Raw genomic sequence first — 19,326 nt, 5'->3', positions numbered from 1 at the left:
GCGCCGCCGCGCGAAGCCGATGACGCTGGCGGCGCAGGCCCCCGCCGATCAGTAGTTGACCACGACGTTCAGCATCGCCACGCGCGGGTTGCCCACCGGCAGCACGTTGTTGTTGAGGCCGCCCGCGTAGTACGCCTTGTCGAACACGTTCTTGATGTTGAGCGCGGCGCGCCAGTGGTTGGCCGTGTAGCCGACGCCCAGGTCCGCCACCGCGTAGCCCGGCACGGTGTAGCTGAAGCTGTAGCCGCGTTTGGCGCTTTCGCCGCGCGCGCCCACGCCGGCCCACCAGCCAGCCAGCGCGCCGCGGAAGCGGTACTGCGTCCACAGCGAGAAGCTGTGCCGCGGCACCGCGTTGAGCGGCTTGCCCACGTTGGCCGCTACCGTGTCCTCGGTCACCTCGCTGTCGATGTAGGCGTAGGCGCCGGTCACGCTCAGGCCATTGCCCAGGTCCTGCGTCAGCTCGGCCTCGAAACCGCGCGAGCGCTGCTCGCCCACGGCCACGCTGAAGCCGGTGTTGATCGGGTCCGACGCCAGCACGTTCTTGCGGGTCAGGTCGAACGCCGCCAGCGTCAGCAGGCCGGTCTTGCCCGGCATGTCGAACTTCACGCCCACTTCCACCTGGCGGCCCTTCTCGGGCTTGAACGTGCTGTTGTTCACGTCGGTGCCGATGTTCGGCAGGAACGACGTGGCGTAGCTGACGTACGGGCGGGCCCAGTGCGTCAGGTCGTACATCACGGCGGCGCTGCCGGTGACGGCGTGGTCGTCGTTGTCGGTGCGCGTGCCGGCCAGCCGGTTGGTGCTGGCCGAGCGCGCGGTTTCGTGGCGCACGCCGGCCGTGACCGTCCAGCGGTCGGCAATGCGGATCTGGTCGCGGAAGTACAGGCCCAGCGCGTTGAGCGTGTCGGTGCTGTCGGTGCTGAAGCTGGCCGGGCAGTTGATGGCGGCGCCGTACACGGGCCGGTAGACGTTCAGCGCGGCCACGCGGCAGGTCTTCTGCAGCCGGTCTTCCTTCGTGTGCCGGTAGTCAATGCCGAAGGTCAGGCTGTGCTGGTGGCCGGTGAACGCGAACGTCTTCTGCACGTTGGTGTCCACGCCGAACGAATCGCCCGAGAAGTCCTGCTGCGTGGCGCTGCGGTTCAGCGTCTGGCTGTTCACGGCCATCGTGCCGGCCGTGACGAACGTGCCCGTCAGCGACGACGTCTGGTAGCGCAGGTTCTGGTTGACCGTCCAGCCAGAATCGAAGCGGTGGGTCAGCGCGTAGCCCACGCGGTTCTGCTCGCCATCGTAGGGCTGGGCGCCGGGCTCGCCGATGAAGCGCGAACTGGGCACCACGCCGTTGACGTTGGGCGTCAGCGTGCCGTTGACCGGCAGGCCCTGCTGGCGCACGTAGTGGCGCTCGTTGTGGCTGACCAGCAGCGTGAAATCGGTGCGCTCGCCAAAATCGAGCGTCAGCGACGGCGCGACGTAGCGGTTGCGGTACCAGACGTGGTCGGTGGGGTCGTCGCTGTCCATCGCCAGCGCCGTCAGCCGGAACGCGGCCTTGCTGCCGGGCTTGAGCGGCGTACCGACGTCGGCGGTCACCTGCCGCAGGCCGTAGTTGCCAACGGTCAGGCCCAGTTCGCCGAACAGTTCGGGCCGGGGCCGCTTGGTGACGATGTTGACCAGCCCGCCCGGCTGCACCTGGCCGAACAGGACCGACGCCGGCCCCTTGAGCACTTCCACGCGCTCGGCGCCAAACACTTCCTGCGCCACGCGGTTGTTGCTGTCCACCAGCAGCCCGTCGGCAAAGACCGATTCGGACGCGCGCTGGCCGCGGATGATGAAGTCGTCCCAGCCGCGCCGGCCGTAGGTGTTGGCCGAGACGCCGGCGGCGTTCCAGAGCACGTCGCTCAGCGTTTGCGACTGCTGGCTGTCCATCAGGTCGCGCGTGATGACGGTGATGGACTGCGCGCTGTCCGCCGCCGATTCGTTCGATTTCGTCACGCCGGCCGCCCGGCGCGTGGCAAAGCCGACGTCGGCGCCGGTATTGGCGCCGGCGCTGACCGTGACGGTGGGCAGCACGCTGCCGTTGTCATCGGCATGGGCGGCAAGGGCAAACAGGGACAGGCAGGCGAGGGCGGTGGGCGTAAGCAGACAGCGAAGCGACATCGGGGATTTCCGGCGGGGCCGCAAGATGCGGCGAAAAAGGCGTCACCGAGGTGACGAAAGCGCCGAATTATAAATAGGAATTGTTCGCATTTGCGCCTTGCTTGCGATCTTTGTCTCCAAATAGATACAAGAATGACAACGGGCGGACCATCGTCCGCCCGTCGCGCGTCGTGGAGGCCAGGCAGCCGTTACGCCGCGAAGCCCCCGTCCACGTTGAGGCTGGCGCCGGTGACGAAGCTCGATTCCGGCCCGGCCAGGTATCCGACCATGCTGGCGATCTCGTCCGGATGGGCGTGGCGCGGCAGCGCCATCAGCCCGTGCAGCGACGTGGCGAAATCGGAGTTTTCCGGGTTCATGTCGGTGTTCACCGGCCCCGGCTGCACGTTGTTGACCGTGATGCCGCGCGGGCCCAGGTCGCGCGCCATGCCCTGCACCAGCCCCTTCAACGCGGACTTGCTCATCGCGTACGCCGCGCCGCCGGCGAACGGCATGCGGTCCGCATTGGTGCTGCCGACGTTGATGATCCGGCCGCCTTCGCCCATGTGGGACAGCGCGGCCTTGCTGGCCACGAACACGGCGCGCACGTTGACGGCCACGGTCTTGTCGAAGTCTTCCAGCGCGAAGGTGTCCACCGGGCCCAGGTACAGCACGCCGGCGTTGTTGACGAGGATGTCGATGCGGCCGAAGTCGATCGCGGCGTCGTTGACGGCGCGGGTCAGCGCGGCGGCGTCGGCCGCGTCGGCGGCATAGGCCCGGGCCCGGCCGCCGGCGGCCTCGATGGCGGCCACCAGTTCCTGCGCGGCGGCGCCCGAGCTCTGGTACGTGAAGGCCACGGCGGCGCCGTCGCGGGCCAGGCGGCGGACGATGGCCGCGCCAATGCCGCGTGCGCCGCCGGTGACGAAAGCTACCTTGTTGGTGAGAGGGGTGGTCATGATCGGCTCCTTGGGATGTCAGTGAAGGTGAACCGAGTATGGGCGGCGCACTCCGTTGCCGGTAGGCGGAAATCCGGATCAACTTCTTCAACCATTGGTATAAGATGCGGCGCCATGGAAGCCCTGAACCTGCTCGAATCGTTTGTCCAGAGCGCCGAGACCGGCAGCTTTTCGGCCGCCGCCCGGCGCCTGGGCCTGACCCCGGCCGCCGTCAGCAAGAACGTGGCCCGGCTGGAGCAGCACCTGGGGCTGCGCCTGTTCCAGCGCAGCACGCGCAAGCTCACGCTGACGCTGGGCGGCGAGCAGTTCCTGCGGCAGGTGGCCGACCCGTATTCGACACTGCGCGACGCGTTTGCCAGCGCCGCGCAGGACGACGGCAAGCCGGCCGGCGTGCTGCGGGTGAGCATGGGCGTGGCGTTCGGCCGCGAATACCTGGTGCCGCTGCTGGGCGACTTCCTGGCGCGCTACCCGGCCATCGTCCCGGACTGGCACTTCGACAACCGCGCGGTCGACCTGATCGCCGGCGGCTTCGATGCCGCCATCGGTGGCGGCATCGAACTGACCGAGGGCGTGGTGGCGCGCCAGTTGGCACGCACTCACATCGTCGCCACGGCCGCGCCGTCGTACCTGCGCGGCCGGCCGCTGCCGCGCCACCCGTCCGACCTGGCCGCGTTCGACGGCATCGCCCGCCGGTCCGCGTCCACCGGCCGCCTGCGGGCCTACAGCCTGCGCAACCAGGTGGGCGAGGACGCGCTGGCCGAACCGCGCACGCGGCTGATCTTCGACGACCCCGAGGCCATGGCCCACGCCGCCATGCAGGGGCTGGGCGTGGCGCTGCTGCCGATGCCCCACGCGGCGCCGTGGCTGGAAACCGGGGCGCTGGTGCGGCTGCTGCCGGGCTGGTGTGCAGACAACGGCCCGCTCACGCTCTACTATCCCAACCGCAAGCTCCTGCCGCCCAAGACGCGCGTGTTCATCGACTTCGTCGTCGACGCTTTTGAGAATCGGGGCCTTGCGCGCAGGTTCGATGGACGCTGAACTGTCGTTTCATGAAGCACCCCGACCGGGAGGGCTGTATGGCAACCGCAGTGCGCAGGAGCATGCCGCTCCATCTCCATGTCTGGCTATGGTTCGCCTCGCTGGTGCTGCTGCTGGGCGCGCTGATCTCCGGCATCCAGTACACGATGACCAAGGCGACGCTGGAACGCTCGGTGGCCGACACCACGCAGCGGATCAGCCGCGAGACGCTGGAGGAAGTGGACAACCTGATGCGGCCGGCCCAGATGGCCGTCAAGCTGGTCAGCCACAGCGCGCTGGCCGATGCGCCCACCGTCGCGCAGCGCATGGCGCGCGTGGCGCTGGTGCGCGACGCGCTGGAGACGTCGCCGGTGCTGCAGTCGCTGTACATCGGCTACGAGGATGGCAGCTTCTTCTTCGTGCGGCCCGTCCGTGACGACCGCGAGCGGGCCACCTACGGCGCCCCGGGCCATACCGCCTTCCTGATCCAGAGCGTGGACCGCGAGGCCGGCGCGCCGCGCGGCCGCTACTTCTACCTCGACGCCGACCTGCGCGTGACCGGCGAGGCGCCGGCGCCGGACCTGGCCACGCGCTTCGACCCGCGCCAGCGCCCGTGGTACCGGCAGGCGATGGCGTCTGGCGCGCTGGTGCGCACGGACCCCTACCTGTTCTATTCGGACCGCGAGTCCGGCGCCACGCTGGCCCTGCCCACCGGATCGCGCCGGGCCGTGGTGGGCGGCGATTTCCGGCTCGATGCGCTGGGCCAGTTGCTGAACCACGAGACCGTGACGCCGCGCGCGGTGCTGGCGTTGCTGGACCCGCAGGGCCGGCTCGTGGCGATCAATCGCCGCCCGCCCGATTCCGCCTCGGCGCCCGACACCATGGAGGCCCATCCGCTCGGTAATCCGCAGGACTACGGGCTGGCGGTGCTGACGCGGCTGGCGGCGAGCACGGTGTCCCGGCCGCCGGCCGCCGGGCCATCCGCTGGCCCGTCCGGCGGCCCCGAAAGCGTCGGGCTGGAGCATGCCGATGACGAGGACTGGTACACGTCGATCGACCGGCTGAACCCGGGCGCCAGCGACTCGCTGGTGCTGGTGTCGGCCATCCCGCAGTCGGAACTGCTGCACGAGCCCCGGCGGCAGGCGGCACTCGGCATGGCCGTGACGGGGCTGGTGCTGTTCCTGGCGCTGCCGCTGGTCTGGCTGGTGGCGCGCAGCGTCTCGCGGCCGCTGGCGTCGCTGGCCACCGAGGCCGACGCGGTGCGCCGCTTCGATTTCGTCCGCCCGGTTTCGGTCCGCTCGCGCATTACCGAGGTCAATGCGCTGGCCGGCACGATGGACGAGATGCGGGCCACGATCCAGCGCATGCTCCATGTCACGCAAGCGGTTTCGGCCGAGCATCGGCTGGAGACGCTGCTGCCGCTGCTGCTGCGCGAGACACTGCGCGCCGCCGGCGGCCAGGCCGGCGCGCTGTACCTGGCGGAGCCGGGCGACGGCCTGCGGCCCGTGGTCGGCTTTGACCGGCAGGGCCAGGACGTGACCGCGCAGATGGGCGAGCCGCTGCCCCGCGATGCGCTGCCGCTGGCACGCTCGGCCGTGCGCGAGGGCCGGGCGCTGGTCGGCCATCTGGGCAGCCAGGACGTGCGCGGCGCCCGGCTGGACGTGCTGGGCGGGCCGGCGCCGATGCACGGCGCCGTGATCCCGCTGATCAACCGCCAGCAGGCGCTGCTGGGCGTGGTGCTGGTGCTGCGCGACACGCCGATGGAGGCGGCCCAGCTGGCGTTTGTCAGCACGATGGCGAGCCTGTCGGCCGGCGCGATCGAGGTCGGCGAGCTGACCACGGCCCAGCGCGACCTGTTCGACGCGTTCATCCGCCTGCTGGCCGGCGCCATCGACGCCCGCAGCCCGCACACGGGCAGCCACTGCGCGCGCGTGCCCGAGCTGACCAAGATGCTGGCCCGGGCCGCCTGCGACGCGACGGACGGCCCGTACCGGTCGTTCCAGCTAACCGAGGCGCAGTGGGAGGCGCTGCATGTGGCGGCGTGGCTGCACGACTGCGGCAAGGTCACCACGCCCGACGACGTCATCGACAAGGCCACCAAGCTTGAGGCCCGCTACGACCGCATCCACGAGGTGCGCATGCGCTTCGAGGTGCTGAAGCGAGACGCGGAGATTGCCTGCCTGGAGGCCGTGGCCAATGGCGAGGACCCGGCGCAGGCCCGGACGCGCCGTGACGCGGCGCTGCGCGGGCTGGACGACGACTTTGCGTTCGTGGCGGCCTGCAACATCGGCGGCGAGCAGATGGACGCGGCGGACCAGGCGCGCCTGCGCGAGATTGGCGCGAGCACCTGGCGGCGCACGCTGGACGACCGGCTCGGCATCTCGCAGGAGGAACTGGCGCGCCGGCGCGACCGGCCCGCCGCGCCACTGCCGGCGGACGAGCCGCTGCTGGCGGACCGGCCCGAGCACATCATCGAGCGCGGGCCGCGCGACCGCATCGCCGCGGACAACCCGTGGGGCTTCCGGCTGACCATGCCGCCGCACCTGTACGACCGCGGCGAGCTGCACAACCTGACGGTGGCGCGCGGCACGCTGACGCCGGAGGAACGGTTCAAGATCGAGGACCACATCGTGCAGACGCAGATCATGCTGTCGAAGCTGCCGTTCCCCAAGCACCTGCGCGAGGTGCCGGAGATTGCGGGCGGCCACCACGAGCGGATGGACGGCACCGGCTACCCGCGCGGGCTGACGCGCGACCAGATGAGCCCGCTGGCACGGATGATGGGCATCGCCGACATCTTCGAGGCGCTGACGGCGGCCGACCGGCCGTACAAGAAGGCCAAGACGCTGTCGGAGGCCGTCGCCATCATGAAGCGGCTGCGCGACCAGCAGCATATCGACGCCGAACTGTTCGACCTGTTCCTGGGCGCGGGCATCCACCGGACCTATGCCGCGCGCTACATGGACCCGGCGCTGATCGACGACGCCTGATCGACGCCGCCTGACGCGCGGGGCGGCGTGGACTATGCTGGGGAGGTTCGAGACGCGGCATCACAGGGGCGACCATGAGCGTGGAAAAGATCGAGATTCCCGGCAGCCAGGGCGGCACGCTGGCCGGGCGGATGGAGTGGCCGGACGGCCCCGTGCGCGCGCACGCGCTGTTCGCGCACTGCTTCACCTGCGGCAAGGACAGCCTGGCCGCGTCGCGCATCGCGCGGGCGCTGACCGCGCAGGGCATTGCCGTGCTGCGTTTCGACTTCACCGGCATCGGCGCCAGCGAGGGCGATTTCGCCAGCACCAACTTCTCGTCGAACCTGGCCGACCTGGAGGCCGTGGCGCAGTTCATGCGCGCGCGCGGGCAGGCCCCGGCGCTGCTGATCGGCCATAGCCTGGGCGGCGCCGCCGTGCTGGGCGTGGCGCGGCGGCTGCCCGAGGTGCGGGCGGTGGCCACGATTGCGGCGCCCAGCGAGCCGTCCCATGTGCTCGGGATGCTTGGCGACAACGTCGCGCGCATCCGCGAAGCCGGCGAGCTGGAGGTGAAGCTGGCGGGCCGGCCGTTCCGCATCGCGCGGCAGTTCCTCGACGACCTGTCGGGCCACGCGCTGCTGGACGAGGTGGCCCGGCTCGGCAAGCCGCTGCTGGTGCTGCAATCGCCCATCGACGATACGGTGGAGCCCGAGAACGGCAGCGCGATCTTTGCGGCCGCCGCGCAGCCCAAGAGCTTCGTGTCGCTGGACGGGGCTGACCACCTGCTGCAGAACCGCGCGGCCGCCGCCTATGCCGCGAACATGATTGCCGCGTGGTCGCAGCACTACCTGCCGACGCTGGCCGAGGACGTGCAGGCCGAGATTCCGGAGCCGGGCGTGGTCGTGGTGGCCGAGCGCCACCGGGGCCGCTACCAGCAGACCGTACGCGTGGGGCGCCACGAACTCGTGGCCGACGAGCCCGCGACGCTCGGCGGCGACGATGCCGGGCCGAATCCGTACGAATGGCTGCTGGCGGCGCTGGGCGCGTGTACGTCGATGACGCTGCGGATGTACGCGGAACGCAAGGCGCTGCCGCTGGAGCACGTGGCCGTGCAGTTGCGCCACGAGAAGGTTCACGCCGAGGATTGCGCCGCCTGCGAGACCAAGGTCGGCAAGGTCGACCGGATCGAGCGGCGCATTGCGATCCGCGGCGAGCTGTCCGCCGAGCAGCGGGCGTCGCTGATGGCCATCGCCGACAAATGCCCGGTCCATCGCACGCTGGAATCGGAAATCATCATCGACACGCAGCCGGGCTAGGCTAGCCGGTCTGCAGCACGCGCCGGCGGGCGGCGTCGAAGGCGGCGCCCTCGGCCACGAGCCATGCTTCCACCTCGGCCACCTGCGCGGTCTGCCCGTGCGCGCAGACAAAGTGGTAGGCGGCCACACTCGGCGCGTGGATGCCCCACAGGTCCACCAGCCGGCCCGATTCCAGGTCTTCCAGGATCAGCGCGGAGCGGCCCATCGCCACGCCCTGGCCGGCCAGGGCGGCATTGATAGCCAGTTGCGACAGGTTGAAGCGCTGCCCCTCGGCCGCGTCGGGCAGGTCCACGCCCGCATGGCGCAGCCAGCCCTGCCATTCCTCGAACTCGCCGGCGCCGTCCCATGGTGTCACGTCGTGCAGCAGCATGGCGCCGCGCAGGCCGCCCGGCGTGCGCAGTTCGGGGTGCGCGGCCAGATAGGCCGGGCTGGCGACCGGGATCAGCCATTCGTCGAGAAAGCGGTGCGCCTTCAGGTCGGGATAGCCGCCGGGGTCGAAACGCACGGCCGCCTCGGTGCCGTCGCGCATCATCCGCGAGCGGTCCAGCGCGTGGAATTCGCCATAGACGCGCAGCCCGATGTCGGGATGCTGCCGGAAGAAGCCGCCCAGCCGTGGCGTGAGCCAGACCATGGCGAACGACGGCGAGCACGACAGTGCGATGGGCTGCTTCTCGCGCGGCCGGCGCAGTTGCGTGAGCGTGCCTTCGATGGCCTGGAACGACTCGCGCAGCACAAAGCGCAGCCGCTCGCCCTCGGGCGTCAGCACCAGCGCGCGGGGCGTGCGCAGGAACAGCGGCCGGTCCAGCCATTGTTCCAGCTGCTTGACCTGCTGGCTGACCGCGCCCTGGGTCACGCAAAGCTCGGCGGCGGCCTGGGTGAAGTTGCAATGCCGCGCCGCCGCCTCAAAACAGCGCAGCCATCCCAATAATGATGCAGAAAGCGTGTTGGCCATTAGTCAGACTAATGCTCGGATCAGTACAAATGGTTTGTCACACCCGCGTAATGGGACAAGAATGGGATCACCCCTTCCGAAGACAGAGTTGCCATGTCAAGCGATGTAACCGCCGACGTATCGGCATTTACCCCTAGTCTGCTCGCCGACCTGCAGGCTGGCCGGCCCGTGTTCTGGGCCAATCCGGCGCGCAGTGCGGCGCCCGCGATACAGACGTCGGTGGACGGGCGTGCCATTAGTCTAGCTGATGTACGCGCCGCCCAGGCCCGCTTCGTACGGTTTGCGCCGCTGCTGGCGCGGCTGTTCCCCGAACTGCAGGACAGCGCCGGGCGCATCGAGTCGCCGCTGCTGGCCGCCCCGGCGATGCAGCAGGCGCTGGGCCTGCCGGCGTCGGCCGGCGCGCTGTGGATCAAGGCCGACCACAGCCTGCCCGTGGCCGGGTCGATCAAGGCACGTGGCGGCATCCACGAGGTACTGGAATTTGCCGAGTCGCTGGCGCTGGAACACGGGCTGGTCACGCTCGACGCCGACTACGCCGTCCTGGCCGATGCCCCGGCGCGCGCGCTGTTCGGCCGCTACCAGGTGGCCGTGGGCTCCACGGGCAACCTGGGCCTGAGCATTGGCGTGATGGCATCGGCGCTGGGCTTCCGCGCGGCGGTCCACATGTCGTCCGATGCCAAGGCGTGGAAGAAAGACCGCCTGCGCAAGCGCGGCGTGCAGGTGGTGGAGCACACGGGCGACTACGCCGCCGCCGTGGCCGCCGGCCGGCGCGAGGCCGATGCCGACCCGTACGCCTACTTTGTCGACGACGAGCGCTCGCTGTCGCTGATGCTCGGCTATAGCGCCGCGGCGCTGCATCTGGCCGACCAGTTGGCCGCCGCCGGCGTGCAGGTCGACGCCGCCCACCCGCTGTGCGTCTACCTGCCATGTGGCGTGGGCGGCGCGCCGGCCGGCATCGCGTTCGGCCTGCGCCAGCTTTACGGGCCGCACGTCCACGCGTTCTTCGCGGAGCCCACCCAGTCGCCGTGCTTCCTCGTCGAAATGGTGGCACCCGGTGCGTCGGTCTATGACATCGGCCTGACCAACCGCACCGAGGCCGATGGCCTGGCCGTGCCGCAGGCATCGGAGCTGGCGGCCCAGGCCATGCGCCCGATGCTGGGCGGCGTCTACACGGTGGCCGATGACACGCTGTTCGCAGACCTGCACCGTGTGCGCGAGACCCAGGACCTGCGGATCGAGCCGTCTGCGGCGGCCGGTTTCAGCGGCCCGCACATGCTGACCGGCACCGACGCCGGCCGCGCCTACCTGCGGCAGCACCACCTGGACAGCGCAATGCCCGGCGCCACGCACCTCGTGTGGACCACCGGCGGCCTGTTCGTTCCTCCCGAGGAATACGCGCGCTTTGCCGAACGCGGCGCGGCGCTGGCGGCCACCCAGCCGGCCTGACCTCTTCCTTTCGATTGCATCGTTGCGGAGCTTCACCATGAACCGATCGTCCCTCCCCATCGCCCACGCCGTCGTTGCCGGCGTCCTGGCTGCCGGCGCCTCGCTGGCGTGCGCGCAAGGTTTTCCGACCAAGCCGATCCAGCTTGTCATCCCGTTCCCGCCCGGCGGCGCCACCGACGTCATCGGGCGCCTGGTGGGCAAGAAGCTTGGCGACAAGCTGGGCCAGCCGGTCGTGATCGACAACCGGCCCGGCGCCGGCACCATCGTCGGCGCCAGCTTCGTGGCCAAGGCCGCGCCGGACGGCTACACGCTGCTGGCCAGCTCGGGCACCACGTTCACGGTCAACCCGGCCATCCACGCCAAGCTGCCGTACGACCCGGTCAAGAGCTTCGAGCCGATCGGGTTTGCCGGCCGCACGGGCCTGATCCTGCTGGCCAACAAGGACCAGCCGGTCAGCAACCTCAAGCAGCTCGTGGCCGCCGCCAAGGCGCAGCCGGGCAAGTATTCGTACGGGTCGTTCGGCACCGGCACCACGGCCCAGTTCGCGGGCGAGATGCTGTTCAACCTGGCCGGCGTGAAACTGCTGCACGTGCCGTACAAGGGCAGCGCCCCGGCCATGACCGACCTGATCGGCGGACAGATCCCGTTCTCGGTGGACACCGTGGCCGCCGCCATTCCGCAGGTGAAGTCGGGCAAGGTCAAGGCCATCGCGGTGACCACCGCCAAGCGGTCCACGCTGCTGCCCGACGTGCCGACCGCGGCCGAGGCCGGCTACCCGGGCATCGACGCCGACACGTGGCTGGCGCTGGTGGCGCCGCGCGGCCTGCCCGCCGACGTGAGGCAGAAGCTGGAAAAGGCGCTGGCCGAGGTCATGGCCGATCCCGACACGCGCAAGCAGCTCACGCAGGCCGGCTTCGAACCGGTGGAAGGCAACGGCGCGGCCGTGTCGGCGCTGATCAACAAGGAACTGCCGCTGATGCGCGCCACCGCGCAGCGCGCCAGCATTACTGCAGAATAATGGCCCAGCCATACCGGAGACAGTCGTGAACGACGCCCAGAAGACGCTGGTGGCGCGCCCCGCCACCGAATTGCGCCGCATGATCGGCAGCAAGGAAATCTCGCCGGTCGAGCTGCTCGACGCGTGCATCGCCCAGATCGAGCGGGTCAACCCGTTCCTGAACGCGGTGACGGCCACCTGCTTCGACCGGGCCCGCGACGAAGCCCGCGCCGCCGAGCGCGCCGTGCTGGACGGCCAGCCGCTGGGGCTGCTGCACGGGCTGCCGCTCGGCGTGAAGGACCTGGAGGCCACGGCCGGCCTGCTGACCACCTACGGGTCGCCGCTGTACCGCGACAACGTGCCCGCCGAGGACAACGTGCTGGTGGCGCGCCTGCGCGCGGCCGGCGCCATCGTGGCCGGCAAGACCAACATCCCGGAGATGGGCGCCGGCGCCAACTCGCGCAACGACGTCTGGGGCGCCACGGGCAACCCGTTCAACCCGAACCTCAACGCGGGCGGGTCGTCGGGCGGCTCGGCCGCGGCGCTGGCGGCCGACCTGCTGCCCGTGTGCACGGGGTCCGATACCGGCGGCTCGCTGCGCATCCCGGCCGCCAAGTGCGGCGTGGTGGGCTTCCGGCCGTCGCCGGGCGTGGTGCCCAGTTCGCGCAAGCTGCTGGGCTGGACGCCGATCTCGGTGGTCGGGCCGATGGGCCGCACCGTGGCCGATGCCTGCCTGCAGCTAGCCGCGTCGGCCGGCGTGTCGGCCGGCGATCCGCTGACCTACCCGCTGGACCCGCTGTCGTTCCTGACCCCGGCGGCGGTGGACCTGGGCAGCCTTCGCGTGGCCTACACCGAGGACTTTGGCTGCTGCGACGTGGACGACGGCATCCGCCGCACGTTCCGCGAGAAGATCGACGCCATGCGGCACCTGTTCCGCACCTGCGACGCCATCGACGTGGACCTGGGCGAGGCGCACCGCTGCTTCGACGTGCTGCGCGCGGAAAGCTTCGTGGCCGGCATGCGCGACGCCTACGAGCGCGACCCGTCGCAACTGGGCCCGAACACGCGCGCCAACTTCGAGATGGGCGCGCGGATGTCGCTGCTGGACAGCGCCTGGGCGCAGGCCGAGCAGACGCGCATCCTGCAGCGGTTCCAGCAGCTTTACCGCGACTACGACGTGATCCTGTCGCCGACCACGCCGGTGTCGCCGTTCCCGTGGACGTCGCTGTACGCGGAATCGATCAACGGCGTGCGGCAGGAGAACTACTACCGCTGGCTGTCGCTGACGTACGTGGTGACGCTGGCCACGCATCCGGCACTGTCCCTGCCATGCGGCCGCGACCACCAGGGCATGCCGTTCGGTCTGCAGGTCGTGGGCGGCTTCCGCAAGGACCACGAGACGCTGGGCATCTCCCACGCGATGGAACAGGCCTTCGCGGCCATCCCGTCCCTGCGCCGCCCGCTGCCCGACCTCGACGCGCTGAAACCGGCCGAACCGGCGCTGACGTCGATCGTCACCGCCCCGCCGGTGCTGGACGCCAAAGTGAAGCAGGGCAGGGAGGCGTCGGCGGTGTAACGCCGGCGCGCGTCCATCCCGCTTGGTTTTGCTCCCCTCTCCCGCCTGCGGGAGAGGGGCTGGGGGAGAGGGCCAGCGGTTCAAATAGCGACCATCGCGTCTTGCACTGCCTGCCCTCACCCCCGACCCCTCTCCCGCAGGCGGGAGAGGGGAGCACACCATCGCCACACCTCCCTCCGCCTGCCCACCCCCCACTCACCACCCACCCCCCCCAATTCCATCCCACGGAATTACCCCGCTGCATTCCGCCTCCGCCCGGCCTAACCTCCTGTCATACCAGAACACAGACAGGAGACCCCCTTGGCAACCTTTGCACTGCGCGCCGCGCGCCAACTGCTGGCGCTGGCGCTTCCGCTGGCCGTGATGGCCGGCGCCCCGGCCCACGCCGCCTTCCCCGACAAGCCGATCCGCATCGTCGTGCCGTTCTCGCCCGGTGGCGGCACGGACCTGATTGCCCGTGCGATGGGCGTGGCGATGGCGCAGGACCTGGGCCAGCCCGTGGTGGTCGACAACAAGCCCGGTGGCGGCACGATCATCGGCACCGACAACGTTGCCAAGAGCGCGCCGGACGGCTACACGCTCGTGATGGCCACGTTCGCGCATGCGGTCAATCCGAGCCTGCAGCCGAAGCTGCCCTACGACACCGACAAGGCGTTCACGCCGGTGATGCTGGTGGGCCGCTCGCCCAACGTGCTCGTGGTGCGCGCCGACAGCCCGTACAAGACCGTGCGCGACGTGATCGCGGCGGCCAAGGGCAAGCCCGGTGGCCTGTCGTTCGCGTCGCAGGGGCCGGGCACGTCGGCGCACCTGGCGGGCGAGCTGTTCAAGCGGCTGGCCGGCGTGGACCTGAACCACATCCCGTACAAGGGTGCCGGCCCGGCCATCACCGACCTGCTGGGCGGCCAGGTGGACCTGATGTTCGCCACGGCGTCGGCCGTCGCCAACCTGCTGGAAACCGGCAAGCTGCGCGCGCTGGGCGTGACCACGGCGCAGCGGTCGCCCAGCCCCGACCTGTCCAAGGTGCCGACCATCGCCGAAAGCGGCGTACCCGGCTACGTGGCCGAAAGCTGGTACGGCCTGTTCGCGCCGGCCGGCACCCCGGCGGCCGTGGTGGCGCGTCTGAACGCCGCCGCGCGCAAGGCCGTCACGGCCGACGCATTCCGCAAGCGGGCCGAAGCCGAAGGGCTGATCGTCACCCCCGGCACGCCCGACGAACTGGGCCGCTACGTCCGCGCCGAAGAGGCGCGCTGGGGCAAGGTCGTCAAGGACGCCCGCGTCGGCGTCAACTGACCGCGCGCCGCACACCCCCGAATCCATCCGCAATGCATTGACCCGATCATGACCGCATACACCCTGATCCAGCTCGACCAGCGCGACGGCATCGCCGTGCTGACCCTGAACCGACCCGACAAGCGCAACGCCATCAGCGACGACATGCGCACCGAACTGATCGATGCGCTGGAGCGCGTGACGGCCGACCGCGCCGTGCGCGCGCTGGTGCTGACCGGCAGCGGCAAGGGCTTCTGCGCCGGTGGCGACGTGGCCGGCATGCAGCGCCGCATGGACGCGCCGCCGGGCGAAGTGGGTTTCAACGGCTGGTCGCGCCAGCAGCGCGTGCACCACTCCGTGGCGCTGCTGCATGACATGCCCAAGCCCGTCATCGCCGCCGTCAATGGCGGGGCCAACGGCCTGGGCGCCGACCTGGCGATGGCCTGCGATCTCGTGATCGCCGCGCCGGCGGCCAGCTTCACGTGGTCGTATATCCATCGCGGCCTGATCCCGGACGGCGGCGGCATGTACTTCCTGCCGCGCCGCGTCGGGCTGGCGCAGGCCAAGCAGTTGATCTTCGGCGGCCGCAAGGTGGAAGCGGCCGAGGCGCTGCAACTGGGCATCGCCGACCGGCTCAGCGCGTCGGGCGATTCGCTCGTCGACGAGGCCGTGGCCTGGGCGGCCGAGATGTCGCAGGGCTCGGCCACGGCGCTGGCGCTGGGCAAGTCGATCCTGAACCAGACCTTCGAGCTGACGGCCGACCAGGTTTTTGCGCAGGGCAGCCAGGCGCAGGGCATCTGCTACACCAGCAGCGCGCATCGCGAATCGGTGCTGGCGTTCCTGGCCAAGACCGCCAGCAAGGGTTGAACATGATGGCCGCACAGTCTTCCGCCGGCGCCATCGCCCGGCTCGTCAAACCGCGCAGCGTGGCCGTGATCGGCGCGTCGGCGGACCCCGCCAAGACCGCCGGGCGCCCGGTGTCGTACCTGACGCGCCACGGCTTTGCCGGCGCGATCTACCCGGTCAATCCGAAGGTCGACACGATCGACGGCATCCGCTGCTATCCGGACATCGGCTCGCTGCCCGAGGTGCCCGACGTGGGCATCGTGCTGCTGGGCGCCGAGCGCGCGCACCAGGCCGTGCGCGAACTGGCCGCGCGCGGCACCGGCGCCGCCATCGTGCTGGCCAGCGGCTACACGGAGACCGGCGACGCCGGCGCGCGGCGCCAGGCCGAGCTGATCGAGGCCGCCGGCAGCATGCGCCTGCTGGGGCCGAACACGATCGGGCTGGTCAACCTGACCGACAACATCCCGCTGTCGGCCAGCGGCGCGCTGGCGATGGACCACTTTCCGGCCGGCAGCATCGGCGTGGTGTCGCAGAGCGGCGGCATCCTGGGCGCGCTGCTGTCGCGCGCGGCGGCGCGCGGCATCGGGCTGTCCAAGCTGGTGTCCACCAGCAACGAGGCCGACCTGGAACTGGCCGACTTCATCGACTACCTGGCCGACGACCCAGCCACGCGCGTGATTGCGCTCTACGTGGAAAGCGTGCGCAACGTCGAGCGCTTTCGTGCGGCGGCGCTGAAGGCGGCGGCGGCCGGCAAGCCCGTGGTGGCGTTCAAGATCGGCCGCTCCGAGGCCGGCGCGCGCGCGGCGGTGTCGCACACGGGCGCCATGGCCGGCGCCGACCGCATGTACGACGCGCTGTTCCGGCAGGTCGGCGTGATCCGCGCGCAGACGTTCTCGGACCTGATCGACATCCCGGCCGCGCTGGCCACGGGCCGCGTGCTGCACGGCAACCGCATCGCGGTGCTGACGTCCACCGGTGGCGCCGGAACGCTGGTGTCCGACAGCCTGGGCGTGTCCGGCTTCGAGACCCCCGCGCCCGACCCGCAGACCGCCGCCCGCCTGCGCGCGCTGCAAACGGGCGACCACGCCGCGCTGGACCGCAATCCGATCGACGTGACGCTGGCCGGCCTGCAGCCCGACCTGCTGCGCGGCGCCATCCGCGCGCTGCTGGCCAGCCCCAGCTACGACGCGGTGACGATCATCGTCGGCTCGTCCGGGCTGGCCATGCCGGACCTGATGGCCGACGCGATCAACGATTGCCTGCCCGAGAGCGACAAGCCGGTACTGGCCTACGTCAGCCCGCATGCGCCGCAGGTGGCGGCCGTGCTGAACCAGCGCGGCGTGCCGGCCTTCAGCGCGCCCGAAAGCTGCGCGGTGGCGTTTGCCGCGATGCTGGCGGCGGGCCAGCCGCCCCAGAGTGCCGCCGATGCCGAACCGGTGTCCGCCGCCACGCCCGGCGACCTGCCGCAAGGCCCGCTCGACGAACACGCCGCCAAGCAACTGTTCGCGCGGTTCGGCGTGCCGGTCGTGCGCGAGACCGTGGTGGCGGACGAGGCCGGCGCAGAGGCCGCCGCGCGCACGCTGGGTGAGCGCGTGGTGTTGAAGATCCTGTCCGCGTCGATCACGCACAAGAGCGACGTCGGCGGCGTGGCGGTGAACGTGGCGCCGGACGCCATCGGCATGCGGCTGGCCGCCATGCGTGACGCCGTGCGGCAGCACACGGGCCAGGCGCCCACGCGCTTCCTGGTGCAGGAAATGGTTGGCGGCGGCGTGGAGCTGATCCTTGGCACGCACCGCGATGCGCTCGGTACAGCCATCCTGCTGGGCATGGGCGGCGTGACGGCCGAACTGTTCCAGGACACCACGCTGCGGCTGCTGCCCGCGTCGGGCGCGCTGTCGCGGGCCGAGGCGCTGTCGATGGTGCGCGCGCTGAAGACGTGGCCGCTGCTTGACGGCTATCGCGGCCGCCCGAAGGCCGACGTGGACGCGCTGGTCGATGCTATCGTGGCGTTTTCGCGGATGGCGGCCGCATTGGGGCCGCGTCTGGTGGAGGCCGAGATCAACCCGATCTTCGTGCTGCCGGCGGGCCAGGGGGTGCGCGCGGCGGACGGCGTGGCGGTGATCGGCCCATGACAGCAAGCACAGGGGAGTGCCCACGATGACCGAACCCGCCGCCGCCACAGCGGTACCGATCGACACCGACGCCAGCCGCCATGCCGCGGCGTTCGTCGACCAATTGGCGCGGCAGGCGGACGTCCATGTGACCGACGCGCTGGGCTGCCGCATGGTCTGGCGCCGCTTTGGCGCCGGGCCGCACCTGCTGCTGGTGCACGGCGGCCACGGTAGCTGGCTGCACTGGGCGCACAACATCGCGGCGCTGGCGCGGCGGCATACAGTCTGGGTGCCGGACCTGCCCGGCTACGGCGCGTCCGGCGATCCCGCCGACGGCACGCTGCGCACGCTGGTGGACACCGTGGCGGCCGGCTTTGCGCAACTGCCCGTGGACGGGCCGGTCGACATCGCCGGGTTCTCGTTCGGCGGCCTGACCGCCGCGAACCTGGCCAGCGTGCTGCCGGAGGTGCGCCGCCTGGCGCTGCTGGGGCCAGGCGGGCACGGCGGCGTGCGCCGGCAGGCCATCGACTTGGTCGACTGGCGCCGCGCGCCGGACGCGGCGGCGCTGGCCGACGCGATGCGCCACAACATCGCCGCGTTCATGATTGCCGATGCGCGCCGCATCGACGCGCTGGCCGTGCTGGCCTACACCGAGTCCTGCCGCCACGCGCGCTTTCGCAGCAAGCAGATTTCCCGCGCGGGCGGGCTGGCCGAGGCGCTGGACCGTTTCGGTGGCCCGGTGCTGGTCATCTACGGCGAGCACGATGTCACGGCCGATCCGCCGGCCGTGCTGGCCGCGCTGGTCGACGGGCGTGCGGATCGGCAGGGCGCGATTGTCGCGGGCGCGGGCCACTGGGTCCAGTACGAGGCGCCCGATGCCGTGCACGCGCGGCTGGACGACTGGCTGGCGGGCGGCGGCATCGACCGTGGACGCCGGTGACGCCCGGCGCCGGGCGCGCGGCCGCCCGGCCAATGCGCAGTCCAGCCGATCGCTGGAGCGCGGCATCGAGATCCTGCGCGCGTTCCGGCCGGGGTCGGAGGTGCTGGGCAACGGCGAACTGGCCGAGCGCACCGGGCTGGCGCGCTCGACGGTCAGCCGCCTGACGCAGAGCCTGGTCGACATGGGGTTCCTGCAGTACGACGCGGCGCTGCGCGCCTACCGGCTGGGCGTGCCCGTGCTGAGCCTGGCGCATGCGATGCGCAGCGGGTCGACGGTGCTGCAACTGGCGGCGCCGCGCATGCGCGACCTGGCGCAGGCGGCTTCGCTGAACGTGGGGCTGGCCATGGCCGACCGCGACGAGATGGTGTACCTGGAATCGATCCGGCATGGCCGCAAGGCGTCGCTGCGCAGCGTGGTGGCGGGGCAGCGGGTGCCGATGGCGCTCACGTCGCTGGGACGCGCGTGGCTGGCGGTGGCGCCCGAGGCCGACTACGCGGCCCGCATGGCCGATTTCGCGGCGCGCTCGGCGCACTGGCCGGCGCTGCGGCGCGAGATCGACACGGCCGTGGCGCACGTGCGCCGCCACGGCTGGTGCGCGGCAAGCTGGCAGCCCGAGGTGGTGGCCATCGCCACGCCGCTGGCGCTGGAACACTATCCGGTGCACGTGCTCAACGTGAGCGTGTCCACGCGCGTGCCCATTGGCGACGTCACGCGCGAGCTGGCCCCCCGGCTGATGCGGCTGGCCGCCGAGATCGGCGACGCGGTGCAGGCGGCGCAGGCCGGGCCGCCGTAATCGCCACTGCGGCCGGC

14 protein-coding genes are annotated in these 19,326 nt (G+C 71.2%); 11 read left to right on the top strand and 3 right to left on the bottom strand.

Annotated features, from left to right (window positions below; translation table 11 throughout):
• Positions 1-48: 48 nt before the first annotated feature.
• The gene (locus tag EPAKOI_RS24105) at positions 49-2,148 is read right to left on the bottom strand and encodes a TonB-dependent siderophore receptor (RefSeq protein ID WP_423193921.1); all 2,100 of its coding nucleotides are present in this window, start codon (positions 2,146-2,148) and stop codon (positions 49-51) included.
• A gap of 188 nt (positions 2,149-2,336) precedes the next feature.
• Complete coding sequence (locus EPAKOI_RS24100) at positions 2,337-3,080, bottom strand: SDR family oxidoreductase (protein ID WP_124685567.1); 744 nt, start codon at positions 3,078-3,080, stop codon at positions 2,337-2,339.
• A gap of 114 nt (positions 3,081-3,194) precedes the next feature.
• Between EPAKOI_RS24100 and EPAKOI_RS24095 the strand changes: the two genes are divergently transcribed.
• From EPAKOI_RS24095 to EPAKOI_RS24085, 3 genes are all read left to right on the top strand, one after another.
• The gene (locus tag EPAKOI_RS24095) at positions 3,195-4,118 is read left to right on the top strand and encodes a LysR family transcriptional regulator (RefSeq protein ID WP_423193920.1); all 924 of its coding nucleotides are present in this window, start codon (positions 3,195-3,197) and stop codon (positions 4,116-4,118) included.
• 62 nt (positions 4,119-4,180) lie between these two features.
• A complete protein-coding gene (locus tag EPAKOI_RS24090; protein ID WP_423193919.1) occupies positions 4,181-7,087 on the top strand; it encodes an HD domain-containing phosphohydrolase in 2,907 nt (968 codons plus the stop codon).
• A 74-nt stretch (positions 7,088-7,161) separates the two neighbouring features.
• Positions 7,162-8,379 carry an alpha/beta fold hydrolase gene (locus EPAKOI_RS24085; protein ID WP_423193918.1) on the top strand — a complete coding sequence of 406 codons (1,218 nt, stop codon included), beginning with the start codon at positions 7,162-7,164 and terminating at the stop codon, positions 8,377-8,379.
• A gap of 1 nt (position 8,380) precedes the next feature.
• Here EPAKOI_RS24085 and EPAKOI_RS24080 read toward each other — a convergent pair whose 3' ends face one another.
• Positions 8,381-9,331: a LysR substrate-binding domain-containing protein gene (locus EPAKOI_RS24080; RefSeq protein WP_423193917.1), complete on the bottom strand. Its 951-nt coding sequence runs from the start codon at positions 9,329-9,331 to the stop codon at positions 8,381-8,383.
• Between the two features lie 93 nt (positions 9,332-9,424).
• Between EPAKOI_RS24080 and EPAKOI_RS24075 the strand changes: the two genes are divergently transcribed.
• The 8 genes from EPAKOI_RS24075 (at position 9,425) to EPAKOI_RS24040 (ending at position 19,309) form a co-directional block, all read left to right on the top strand.
• Positions 9,425-10,777 (top strand): D-serine ammonia-lyase, encoded by a 1,353-nt coding sequence (locus EPAKOI_RS24075; RefSeq protein WP_423193916.1) that lies wholly within the window; start codon positions 9,425-9,427, stop codon positions 10,775-10,777.
• A 37-nt stretch (positions 10,778-10,814) separates the two neighbouring features.
• A complete protein-coding gene (locus EPAKOI_RS24070) occupies positions 10,815-11,795 on the top strand; it encodes a Bug family tripartite tricarboxylate transporter substrate binding protein (protein ID WP_423193915.1) in 981 nt (326 codons plus the stop codon).
• Positions 11,796-11,874: 79 nt separating this feature from the next.
• Positions 11,875-13,350 carry an amidase gene (locus EPAKOI_RS24065; RefSeq protein WP_124686702.1) on the top strand — a complete coding sequence of 492 codons (1,476 nt, stop codon included), beginning with the start codon at positions 11,875-11,877 and terminating at the stop codon, positions 13,348-13,350.
• A 300-nt stretch (positions 13,351-13,650) separates the two neighbouring features.
• The gene (locus EPAKOI_RS24060) at positions 13,651-14,640 is read left to right on the top strand and encodes a tripartite tricarboxylate transporter substrate binding protein (protein WP_423193914.1); all 990 of its coding nucleotides are present in this window, start codon (positions 13,651-13,653) and stop codon (positions 14,638-14,640) included.
• A 48-nt stretch (positions 14,641-14,688) separates the two neighbouring features.
• Positions 14,689-15,486: an enoyl-CoA hydratase/isomerase family protein gene (locus EPAKOI_RS24055; protein WP_124685560.1), complete on the top strand. Its 798-nt coding sequence runs from the start codon at positions 14,689-14,691 to the stop codon at positions 15,484-15,486.
• A gap of 2 nt (positions 15,487-15,488) precedes the next feature.
• Entirely contained in the window at positions 15,489-17,597 is a 2,109-nt protein-coding gene (locus EPAKOI_RS24050) for an acetate--CoA ligase family protein (protein ID WP_423193913.1), read from the top strand.
• Between the two features lie 25 nt (positions 17,598-17,622).
• The gene (locus tag EPAKOI_RS24045) at positions 17,623-18,516 is read left to right on the top strand and encodes an alpha/beta fold hydrolase (protein WP_423193912.1); all 894 of its coding nucleotides are present in this window, start codon (positions 17,623-17,625) and stop codon (positions 18,514-18,516) included.
• Positions 18,503-19,309 carry an IclR family transcriptional regulator gene (locus EPAKOI_RS24040; protein WP_423193911.1) on the top strand — a complete coding sequence of 269 codons (807 nt, stop codon included), beginning with the start codon at positions 18,503-18,505 and terminating at the stop codon, positions 19,307-19,309. Before EPAKOI_RS24045 ends, EPAKOI_RS24040 begins: the two co-directional genes overlap by 14 nt.
• The last annotated feature ends 17 nt before the right edge of the window (positions 19,310-19,326 follow it).

Origin of the sequence: Cupriavidus sp. H18C2 (assembly GCF_049393795.1) — a bacterium.
Taxonomy (GTDB): domain Bacteria; phylum Pseudomonadota; class Gammaproteobacteria; order Burkholderiales; family Burkholderiaceae; genus Cupriavidus; species Cupriavidus pauculus_C.
This window is presented reverse-complemented; position numbering and strand designations above follow the sequence as displayed.